We start from the raw sequence: 12,373 nt of genomic DNA on the forward strand, positions 1-12,373 counted from the left end.
CATTCATAAAATGGAAGCCCATTATCCCAGGTGACCATATTCATTGCTTTTGCACAACTCCAATCTAGAAGTCGTTGATGAAGCATATGTAATTTAATACGTTTTTTTATATCCTCTTTCCCTTCTAAATTTCTACAATACAAATTAACTAAATGTTTTGCGATATTACCTTCATTGTTATCTATATAGAAAGAGGGATACTCAAAATCCATTTGATTTGTTTTTGGGTGGTAAAACATGTTTCTCTACTCTTTCATATAGAGTAAGTAATTGATTGATAAAAGAAAATTTCGGTACTAACCAATACGAAAATAACGCTGAAACACATCCTATTAAAGCCCCTATTGCAACGTCAAATGGATAATGAACCCCTACCCAAATACGAGAAATCGCTACACAAAATGCAAGTATAAGCCATAACCATCCAGTTTTTTTACGAACAAGCCAAAACGAAAAACAAATTGAAAAAAAGAGAATCGTATGGTCACTAGGAAATGAATTGTCTACAGTATGGTCTACAAGTTTATTTACATCAGGCAATACTGCAAACGGTTGATAATTTAAATGAAATTTCCCTGCTATTTTTCCAATCACCTCAGCAATTACAAAAGCAACCATCGCTTGAATAACCATCATCCTACTTTTTCTGGACCTAGTAAACCAATAAGCTAAAACAATTAAAGCGAAAATATATACCATATATTCTGCCAAAAATACCATGGTTGAGTTTAGAAATGAATATTGTTTACCTAAATCATTAATTGCTCGGAAAATATCAATATTGAATTGTGAAAAAGACATTTTCAAATCCCTCCTTTATAATAAGGTATTTAACTGATTGCCATATTCCTTCATTACATGAATAGTTTTGATTATTGTACTCATCTAAAAATACCAACCTTCTTGTACGCTTATAATTTTATTATGGGGAAAAAAGGGTTAAATGGAACTTAACTGCTTCTTAACTAGGTGAGTGTACTGTTTTTTTCCTCTAACATGACGTTTTCACTTAAAAAATAAGCGGCATACCTTCGTAAATTTCGACTAACGTTTATAAACACGAGTTGAGAAGACTTCATCTTCCTTCCCCTCCCACGTTTTTAAAATTTTCATAAAAATAAGTATCACCATGAGCATGACATCTCCTTCTTCTTTCTTCTTTCTTCTTTCTTCTTTTTCACTATAATAAAAAAAGAAAAAGGAAAACATCGAACTTTCTTACAAACATTCGGGCATTCTTACAGTTTTGTCATTTTTCATGTTTACTGAAGAATCTAAAGCGGCGTTTAATCCTGATACTTATTATACTGGTAAGAGTCCTTATACAGCGGTGTATGGTGGTTTACAGGAACATGCACAGTTTCTTAAATACCGATAATTTCAACTTCAAGGGTTTCCTTCTTATCCTCTGATTGCACTTTAATTTTGTCTCCTACTTTCAAACTGTTTAATTCCGCTAATCTTTTTTCCATTAAAATGTCATTAAAATAAAAAAGATCATCACTTGGTTTAGTTAGAAAACTAAGTGTACATAAGTACAACGACATGAAAACACTTTGTTCCTAAATCCACTACTTATATTATTAGTTGCGTGAAACTCCTTCTTGAGAAAGGTTTTAATTTCTGAATATTCTGTTGACTGCGATAACATATTCAATTTACAATTTAATTGTGGTGTTCTTTCACAATTAAACTACTTAGAATACACTTCATTTATTTGAAAACAATTACAAATAGAGGTGCTAAAATGAAAAATAGAGTAAATCCAGAATTATTACAAGGGTTAGAGATGTTTCCGGATCTCGATTTACGCCCGGAAAACTTGCAATCAATCAGAGAAGGAATAGCTCAAATGAGACCACCTACCGTTGTTGATGACTCCCTTTCGTTAACAGATAAAGTTATTGTTGGACCAGATGCTAATCCGTTACCATTAAGAATTTACCGTCCAAAATCAAATCATGAATCTTTACCTGTCTTATTATGGATACATGGTGGTGGTTATATCTTAGGTTCTATAGATGATAACGATGATACTTGTATGAGGTTTGCAAAAGAAGCTGGCTGTGTGGTCGTATCTGTAGACTATCGCTTAGCTCCTGAACATCCTTATCCAGCACCAATCGAGGATTGTTATACAGCTTTAAAATGGATTGCTGATAATGCAGAGTCATTAAACATTGATTCGAATCGAATTGGGGTTGCAGGAGTAAGCGCTGGAGGTGGGCTAACAGCAGCATTATCATTATTAGCCCGAGATCGAAAATATCCTTCGATTTGTTTACAAATGCCACTCTATCCAATGATTGATGAGCGAAATAATACACCTTCGGCCAATGAAATTAAAGAGGGGTTTGTTTGGAATCAAAAGGCAAATGAAGCTGGCTGGAAAATGTATTTAGGAGAAATGTATGGAACGGATCAAATCCCTGCCTATGCAGCGCCTTCTCGAGCTGAAGATTATAGCGACTTGCCATATACCTACACATTTGTTGGTCAATTAGATCCATTCCGCAGTGAAACATTAACCTATGTAAGCAAACTAGCGCAAGCTGGTGTTGATGTCGAATTTCATTTATATCCAAATGCCTATCACTGGTTTGAAGGATTAAATCCAAATGCTGATGTATCTATTTACGCTGTGAACGAAATGATACAAGCAGTAAAGACTGGTTTCAAAAGAGTATCTAAGGTTAAGGCTTAATATCTTTACAAGAGAAACACTCATAAATAGCATACATTTGTGAGTATTATTATCTATTAGCAATAGCCGATTCTTATTTAGAATCGGCTATCGCTATGTAAAATTCACCTAATATATCAAGGCTGAGAAACAGATATAAGATGTTTAGACGAAGTGTTTATTTCCTCTGCTACTGCTTTTATGTTCATCATGATTTGAAGCATTTCTTCTATTGTTGTCCTTGGATTGATAGAGCAAAGTCGAATTACTACTTTTTCTTTCAATCTAGTCGTACTTAGCATAGCAAATCCTCTTTGATTAATTTCTTCCACCAATTTTTTGTTTATTTCATGAATTGTATCTGTAGATATTAGCTCACATGGAATATAACGAAAAGTAACAATTCCTAATTGGGCAGGTGTTACTACTTCCCAATCCTTTTCTTTCCTTAAAAACTCTTCAACTTGTTCAGCTAGCATAATGCCATGATCAATTGCCTCACGAAAAGCTGTAACTCCGAATGCTTTAAAAGAAAGCCATACTTTTAATGCTCTAAATCTACGAGAAAGTTCAATTCCACGCTCCCCAAAATTCACTTTTTCTTCTATATTGGTTTCCGTATCCTTAATATACTCCGGGATCATACGGAACGTTTTACTTAAATATTGGCTATTTTGAATGAGTACACAACCAACATCATAAGGCTGAAAAAGCCATTTATGCGGGTCTAACGTCAAAGAATCAGCACGATGAATTCCGCTTAACAACTTCCTCCCTTTTTCACTAAGAATTGCTGCAGCCCCATAAGCACCATCCACGTGTAGCCATATATCTTCATCACCACATACATCAGCCAATTCATCGAGGGCGTCCACCGCTCCGCAATTCGTTGTCCCTGCATTCGCAATAACACAGAATGGTTTTTTCCCTTTTAATCGATCTTCTTTTATTTGCTTTCTTAAAGTACTAACTGAAATTTTCAAATCTTCATCTGTCTCAATTCGGCAAATTTGATGCTGTTTAAAACCTAATACTTTAAGTGCTCGATCTACAGAAAAATGAGTTTGGCTAGAGAAATACACAACCGCATTTTCTATGTCATTGTTCAGCTTGACCTGTCTCGCTACAGTAAGTGCAGTCAAATTAGCCATAGAACCGCCACTGACAAATAGTCCTTCAGCTGAATCAGGGAACCCTAGCATTGATTTTAACCAGTTGATTGTTGTTAATTCAATTTGTTCAGCACCTGCACCTACTATCCAAGCTGTAGGAAATACATTAAAACCACTTGCTAAAAAATCTGCCACTACACCAACATAATTATTAGGACCTGGCACAAAAGCCATAAAATGAGGATGATCCACATGAGTAATTTGATTAAACACATTGTTATTAAGAAAATGAAGTAATTCTTTTGGATTAGATCCGTTTTCCGGAATCGTTTCAATTAGCTTGTCTCTAAAAATATTACTATCAATCGTTTCCGAAACTGGTTTACTTTTTAAATGATTCATATGATCAACAATCAAGTCAACCGCTTGATATCCTAACTGACGCATCTCTTCGGCTGATAACTGCAAGTTTTTTGTCATTTGGTTTACTCCTATTCTATTTAAAAAGGCGAGTTCTTGCTCGCCTTTTCATTTTTTATAATTTGTAATCATCGATTGCCTGTATGGGATTTTGAAGAATCATATTGATTAACTGATGCATGTGATTCAATATTTCTTGTATTTTCGCCGCTTCATATACGGTTTGATCATATCCAAACTTTATTGTAAGTTTCTCTTCAGGGAAGCACATAATTCCATACTTTACATGTGGCTCATCGACAACTTCGTAATCTGTGATGGCAAAATGTCTGTTTTCATTTGAAGAAAAGATTGCTGGATTAGTTGGATAGTTTTCAAAAACCCAAAGATGGTCAGTCAACTCAGTTTTTAATTCACTTTGCTTTTGTATATCAACAAATGAATAGTATGCATACTCATTACATTTCAATGTTTCTAGTTGTACTTTTTGCAGGAGGTCCACAAAAGATTGCGTTTCTGTCCATGCTAATCGGATAGGCAAAACATTTGTGAACAGACCGAACATATTTTCAATTCCTTCTACTTCGGGAGGTCTGACTGATACTAGATTAGGCAATACTACTTCTCTCGTTCCGTTGAATTTGCCAAGTAATATTCCCCATACAGCTAGTAGTGCTGTATTCATAGTTATATTGTTTTTAGTTACAAATATCTGTAACTGATTAGTCAAATCCTTGTCTAATGTTAAATCCATAAAAGTGAAGTTTAATTCTTCACTTTTAGATGGGACTTTCTTTTTAGGAATACTAATTTTCTGATTGTATCCTGATAAATAATCCCTCCAAAAATGACGTGCTTTCTCATGATCTTGTGCCAAAGTCCAGTCTATGAATGTTTCAAAAGGTTTTACCATAGGTAACTCCGCCGTAGTTCCCGCATTTGTTGTTTCATAGAGCTGGAATAATTCGTCTATCAAAATGCTGACGCTCCAACCATCACATAATAGATGATGGGAACTCCAAATTACCTTATGCTCGTTATTACCTAGTTGGAATATACAGAGACGTGTCATAAGTTCATCATTTTTGAATCCTCGGCTTAAATTTTTATTCATCCACTGTTTTAGGACTTCTTGCTGTTCTTGTTTCGTCATCTCAATCAAGTTTTTTATTTCTGAATTTATTTGAACATCATATAAAACAGCTTGCCAAGGTTTTGCTTGTTCATCTTGCACAATTATTGTTCTTAAAGAATCATGACGATCAACTAATTGTTGGAAACACTGAATAAAGAGTTTAATATCCAGCTCCCCCTCAAGTGCCCAAATTGTTTGTTCAAAATATGCATTTGTATCAGGTTCATTCGTAGCATGTTCATAAATAACTTCTTGGAAAGATGCTAACGGGTAAATACGTTCTATTTTTATATCCGGCATTTTTTCTTGTATTTTGGTAAGTTTTTGTTGATTAAGTTGTTTATCTTTAACATTTAGTAATGTAGCTTTATTATCGTTCATTATGTTTACATCATTTGTTTGTGAACTTGAAAAATGGTCTAGCTTTTTAACAAATTGAACCATGTCCCTTAATATAGGAAAGGAAAATAGATTTTTTGGTTCAAGCTCAAATCCTTGTCGATACAGTCTGACGGACACTTGAATCGCTTTTATCGAATCTCCACCTAAGGCGAAGAAATGATCATTTACTCCAACTTGATCTATTTTAAGTACTTCTTGCCAAATACTAGTTAATATTTTTTCCATTTCAGTTTTTGGAGCAATAAATACTTCATTTTTTTGTTTCTCTGGAGTAGGGAGCGCTTTTCTATCTAATTTACCGTTTGGAGTCAAGGGTAATTGGTCCAAATAAACAAAATAAGAAGGAATCATGTAATCTGGCAAGTGATCTCGCAAATGCTTTCGTAGTTCTGTTGTACTAATATTTTGCTCAGTTACCACATATGCAACTAAAAATTTTATTCCGTTCTCATCTGTTTGATCAATTACGACAGCATGTTCGACTTTTTTATAAGTTAGAAGACAATGAGAGATTTCTTCTAACTCTACTCGATATCCTTGAATTTTCACTTGATAATCTTGGCGGCCTAAAAATTCAATATATCCCTCAGAATGCATTTTTCCACAATCTCCTGTTTTGTATATAAGACCAAAATCAGGATGTGACACAAACGCTTCATTTGTTTTCTTTTCATCATTTAAATATCCTTTAGCAAGGCCCACTCCCCCGATATATAAATCCCCAATTACACCAACAGGGCACATTTTCTTTTCATAGTTCAACACATAATACGTTTGGTTTGCCAAGGGCATCCCGTATGGAATACTATTCCAATGTGATTCGACCTGTTTGACCGGATAATAAATTGACCAAATCGATGCTTCTGTTGCTCCTCCTAGTGAAACTACTTCTGCAATCGGAAAATGTCGTTTTATTTTTTCTGGCAAAGAAAGTGGAATCCAATCCCCACTATGTAAAACTAAACGCAAAGAAGAATGTTCAAAATGAGAACCTACTTGATCCAATGCCAAATCCATGATTGCAGGCACTGTATTCCAAATTGTAATCCCTCTACGCTCGACGGTACGGATTAATTCTTGCATGTCTCTTGGATCACGAATCATTACCAACATTGCACCTGTGCTTAACGTTCCGAAAATATCGTATACAGATAGGTCAAAACACATGGAAGAGATACCAATAATACGATCATCTTCATTTACCTCGTATTTTTGATTTATGTCTTGAATAGTATTTGTAACCGCTTGGTGAGTAATAATTACTCCTTTTGGTTTCCCTGTACTTCCTGAAGTGTATATAATATAGGCAATATCTTCTGGACCAGCAATAGCGGGCATATCTTCTGTTGTATAAAATGACAAATGATTTTCTTCATAAAGACTAGGTTCTAATAAAAGTTTGCATGAGCTATTTTTTAAAATATATGTTTGGCGATCTAAAGGATGATCGGGATCAATCGGAATATAAGCGGCACCTGCTTTTAAAATACCTAACATATTAACAATTGTGTCAACTCGCCTTTTTGCTAAAAGACCCACTTTGTCACCTAGACCAATGCCTTGCTCTTTTAAGAAGTGGGCAATTTGATTGGAGCGTTTATGAAGTTCTGAGTATGTTAACCATTCTTGTTCAAATACCACTGCCACTTCATCCGGTGTACGTTTTACTTGGTCTGTAAATAATTGATACAGAGTAGTTGAAGGTATTTTTTCTGTTGTTTCATTGTATTGCTCAATTAAAGTTTGATCCGATTCTTTCATCTGCAAAGATGTTATATCGCTTTGTTTCACCAATTGTTCCAATAAGTCAACAAATTGGGAAAACATTGCTTCTATCACATCAACATCAAACAACTCTTCAACATAGTTCCAGCTAATTAATAACTCTCCATTTTTTTCAATTACAACATTATCCAAATACACTTGTGGAGTCCGAGCATGAATATAGCGAAGAGAACCAAGTTGTTCCCAAGAGAAAGCACCTGCACCTGCTAACATCGAGGTGAAAACGATTGGCATAACTGCTTTTGGCGTCATTTGATGATATCGAGTAAAATCTCGAATAAAGTTAACTCCATCGTAATGACGATGTTCAAGGCCATCTAATAAAGTAGATTGCGTTTCTTTTACTCTAGTAAAGAAAGTTTGCTCTGGTTTTACATCAACATCCAACAAAATAAGCGATGTGAAATCTCCCACAATCTGTTCTACTTCATCATGAACAGGATAACGGTTAAATACAGTCAAATTAATTGCCAATTTACGTTGATTACTCCAATATGCCAACACATCACCATATATTGTACAAAGTAGAGCGGAAGGAGTTACTTCTTTCTCTTGTGCTAACTTTCGTAGCTTTGTCCATTTTTCATTGTCCAGGATCTTAGTAAGTGATTTGAATTTAGGAGTAGCAATCTCTGCTGGATCCTTTTTTAACAGCAAAGAAGGTGCAAACGGAAAGTCAGGAAGCTTATTTGTCCAATAATTTTTTGCTGTTTTATATTCTTCGCTTTGTTCCATTTCATCATAGATAAACATGTAATCTTGAAAATCAAAAGATAGAGATTCTAATTTTTGATTTGGTTTATAATAATAATGCAACAAATCCTGTCCAACAATGTTCATGCTTGCTCCGTCCATTAATAAAGCATCGTATCGAAAACATAATAAATACGTGTCTTCTTTTAAAAGAAAGGCTTTTAATTCAAACAAAGGCCATTGCCCCAAAGGGAATACATGGTTAGTCATTCGAGAACGCTCTTCTTGTAAGCGAGCATTTTGATTCCTATCATCTAAATCTATGAGACTCACTATCTCAATCTCGTAATCAGGAACGCTTTGTAATATTTGCTGTTTTCCCTCTGGTAAAATTACAGCTCGCAACATTGGATGACGATGGATTACCTTTTGAAAACTTTTTGAAAGACGATTGATATCCAATGCTGTTTCATATTCAAAATATGTTTGAGGTGAAATACCACTTAATTCAAACTGTGAATTCCGTCCTAACATATACGCTGTCTGAACTTCTGTTAAGGAAAATGGCTTAGACAAATCTTTAACATGAGTTGGTCTACTTTCAAGTTTTTCCTCTTTATGCTCTAACTTTACACAAGAACTCAGTTGAGCGATTGTAGGGTGCTTAAAAAAATCTGTTGTACTTATTTTTAAGCAGTCTTTTCTTAATAAATTAATTACCTGAAGTGCTTTAATGGATTCTCCTTTTAATGCAAAAAAATTATCATGAATACCGATTCCCTCAATCTCCATAACTTTTTCCCATGCACGCACTAATTTTTGTTCAATTTCATTGCGCGGGGCAACGTATGGAATTGATACATAATCCATTTGTGTTATATCCAACAACCTTTTTCTGTCCACTTTTCCATTTGGATTCAATGGAATCTCTTCTACCTGAATCATTTTTTCAGGAATCATAAACTCAGGTAGTTTATCACTTAAATATTTTCTAATTTCACCAAAAGACACCTTGTTATCCGATACATAGTAGGCAGCCAATAATTTCCTATTTCCATACACTTGATCAACAACGATAGCCTGGTTTATTTCTGGATATTCCCTTAATTGAGTTTCGATTTCTCTTAATTCAATCCGATACCCCCGAATTTTCACTTGATGATCCATTCGACCTAAATATTCAAGTTCTCCATTAGGCAACCAACGAACAAGATCACCTGTATGATACATCATTTCCCCTGCCGTAAAAGGACTCGGTACAAACTTTTCATCTGTCAGTTTATTTTTACCAAGATACCCTCGTGCTACCGCTACGCCAGCAATGCAGAGTTCACCGGGAATTCCAAATGGTTTTAATTGGCCATACTTATTCAATATATAGGAATAATAATTCGGGTTAGGTTTGCCAATCGTAACTTCTTTGGAAGTGCTCAAGTCTTTTACTGTTGCGCAAATGGTTGTTTCTGTGGGACCATAAATATTTAAAATTGTTGCTTCACTGATACAACGAATTTTTTCAACCAAATCAATGGAAAATGCTTCTCCTGCTAATAAAATAGATTTTAAATCTTTTAGAAAATTTGCCCCTTCTGGATCACTCAAAATCACTTCCATTCGCGATGGCGTTGATTCCCATAAATCCACCTTATGTTTTTTGACCAAATGAGCCAATTCTTTTGTTGCAAACTGGTCCTCTGTAGCAATTACTACTTTTGAACCTTGCGTTAAAGGAAGACATATTTCTAACAAGGAAATATCAAAAGATACACTAGCAAGAAACAAGAATGATTGATTAGCCTTTACTTTTTCTCTCATTACATTTAAAAAATGAACTAGCGATTTTTGTTCTATCATTACCCCTTTTGGATTTCCTGTCGATCCTGATGTGTAAATAACATAAGCCAAATCATTAGGATTATGTTCTCGTACTAAATTACTTTCTTCACCTTGGAAAAGATATTCTTTATCAAGATACAGTACTTCACCCGCAAATTGTGGCAATACCTCCTCTGTTCGCTTACTAAATAAATATTTTGCTTGACTATCCTGTAACATATATTCAATTCGTTCAGTTGGGTAGTTAGGGTCGATTGGTAAATACGCTGCTCCTGCTTTTAAAATCCCAATCATACCAATAATCATTTCTAATGACCGATCTACCATAACGCCAATAATACTTTCTTTTGAAACACCTTTACTTTGAAGAATAGAAGCCAATTGATTCGCTTTCTTATTCAATTCTCTATATGTCAAAGATTGATCATTACAAACAACAGCAATTTGATCTGGAGTTTTTAATACTTGCGCTTCAAACAAATCTTGAAATGATTGAAACAAGTCTATGCCCGTTTGAAAAGTATTCAATCCTTCTAGCAACTCTTTTTCTTCTTCTGCAATAATACAAATATCTTTCACTGCCAAATTCGGTTTTTGTGAAACTTGCTTTAAAACATAACAATACGAATTTGCAAACTGTTGCAAAGAAGAGAATGAATGGGACTTGCAAGAAATTTGAAATTCAAATTCATTATGTATTTCATTCCATTTTCTTCGTACCCATAGGGCTAAATTATTCTCTGCGTATTCTTCTAGTGAATTTTCATTATGTAATCCTTCCATCCCGATTACAATTTGAAAAGGAGTTGAATTGTGTTTAACTAATAATTCAGAGAGCGGATACTCCTGATTTTCATACCCGAATAAAGTCGTTTGTTCAATCTCATTTACTAATTGTTTAAAGGTGTGATGCGGATGGATTTCACTTCCTAAAGGAATCAACTTATTAAGATTCTCACTTTGTTCAAGATTTTTTTCAATTATAGGAATACCAATAGTAATTCTTTCTTGATCTGTATAATGTGCCAAACAAACCCTTAAAGCGGCTTGAAACCAGCTAAATAATAATAAATCTTGAGACTTACTTATTTTTTGTATACTTTTACTAAACTCTGCATTCACTATGACTTGAACGTACTCACAAGGTGTTTCTTTATTTAGTTGGTAATCGCTATTAAATACAGAAAAATCGAGAACCTCGGAAGATAATTGCTCCTTCCAAAACGCTTCTACTTCTTTATTTTCATGAATCGAACTTCGATCTTTAATGTGCATTTTTATCTTTATCCCCCTAATATTCATTTCTTCTACTCGTTAATTTTCAAGCCAACTTCAAGCCCATGAAGAAACACTTGATGGTTATCCAAACATAAAAATTGCTGAATCTCTTCAAATTTCATATGACCAACTGAACAAACCCCTAAATTTAATGTCTCAGCAACCATATTTAAGGTAGCAGTGATAATGCCTGACTCAATACAAGCAAATAAATATCCAGCTGAACCGTATTTCGGGATGGAAGCGTTCGCATTGTAAACCAAATAAACTGAGAAGGCAGATTGAGTAAATAAATCCTGATTAATTAACTCATGATCACTTTTGATTACTTGATCAATGTTGTTTACAATCACAAGACTATTTTTTGATGGGTTATAATAATAAAATCCAGCTTTCATACCCTCTATACGTTTTGGTTTTATATAAACAAAGATATCAATGGGATAGAGCCCGCCTGCACTTGCGTAATGATAGTATATTTTTTCTTCCCTAACCTGTTTTAGAGTTGATATAAGTTGGGAAAATTGTGAAAAACTAATATGTTTTTCCACATCAAATTGACGACAAGACCTACGTTCTTTGATTAAAGTGGGTAGCTCATCTGTTGTTTCAAGTTGAATTTCGGTTGACCGTGCAGCAACGTGCGTACGATTTAATTGTTCACTCATATACTTTTCTAACTCTTCTTTAGAAAAGCGAATCTGGTCGCTATATGGATTTGGAAAAATATTTTCTTGTGAAGAAAATACTTCTCTTGGGTGTAATATGTTACTTACTAACACACGATTTTTTATCATAAGCTCTATGGTTTTTTGTGTCTCTTCTACATTTCCTAACGAAAAGCGTTCTACTAGTTCACTAATTTTTACACCTTTTTGAGCCATAAAATAAAAATCAGGAAACCACTCAGACAGAATACCTGTAAATCTCATTTCTCCTATCAAAACCTCATTATGCAACTTCTCCCAATGCTTAATAGGAGACCAGTAATAAATTTTCTCGCTCATATAACCCTCCATAAACGTTTAA

The 12,373-nt window shown here is 34.4% G+C and carries 5 protein-coding genes; 1 reads left to right on the forward strand and 4 read right to left on the reverse strand.

The annotated features are described in order from the left end of the window. Positions 1-201: 201 nt before the first annotated feature. Entirely contained in the window at positions 202-801 is a 600-nt protein-coding gene (locus FS742_RS05690; protein ID WP_144611544.1) for an undecaprenyl-diphosphatase, read from the reverse strand. Positions 802-1,747: 946 nt separating this feature from the next. Here FS742_RS05690 and FS742_RS05705 point away from each other — a divergent pair. Continuing rightward, a complete protein-coding gene (locus FS742_RS05705; RefSeq protein ID WP_144611546.1) occupies positions 1,748-2,704 on the forward strand; it encodes an alpha/beta hydrolase in 957 nt (318 codons plus the stop codon). Between the two features lie 116 nt (positions 2,705-2,820). Here the strand turns inward: FS742_RS05705 and FS742_RS05710 are convergent, their stop codons facing one another. From FS742_RS05710 to FS742_RS05720, 3 genes are read right to left on the reverse strand one after another with little or no spacing between them, the layout of a single operon-like run. Next, positions 2,821-4,275 carry a pyridoxal phosphate-dependent decarboxylase family protein gene (locus tag FS742_RS05710; RefSeq protein ID WP_144611547.1) on the reverse strand — a complete coding sequence of 485 codons (1,455 nt, stop codon included), beginning with the start codon at positions 4,273-4,275 and terminating at the stop codon, positions 2,821-2,823. A 55-nt stretch (positions 4,276-4,330) separates the two neighbouring features. Beyond that, complete coding sequence (locus tag FS742_RS05715; RefSeq protein ID WP_144611548.1) at positions 4,331-11,341, reverse strand: non-ribosomal peptide synthetase; 7,011 nt, start codon at positions 11,339-11,341, stop codon at positions 4,331-4,333. Between the two features lie 32 nt (positions 11,342-11,373). Continuing rightward, positions 11,374-12,351: a SagB/ThcOx family dehydrogenase gene (locus tag FS742_RS05720; RefSeq protein ID WP_144611549.1), complete on the reverse strand. Its 978-nt coding sequence runs from the start codon at positions 12,349-12,351 to the stop codon at positions 11,374-11,376. Positions 12,352-12,373: the final 22 nt, after the last annotated feature.

It is taken from the genome of Bacillus cereus, from assembly GCF_007678085.1.
GTDB classification, from domain to species: domain Bacteria; phylum Bacillota; class Bacilli; order Bacillales; family Bacillaceae_G; genus Bacillus_A; species Bacillus_A cereus_BE.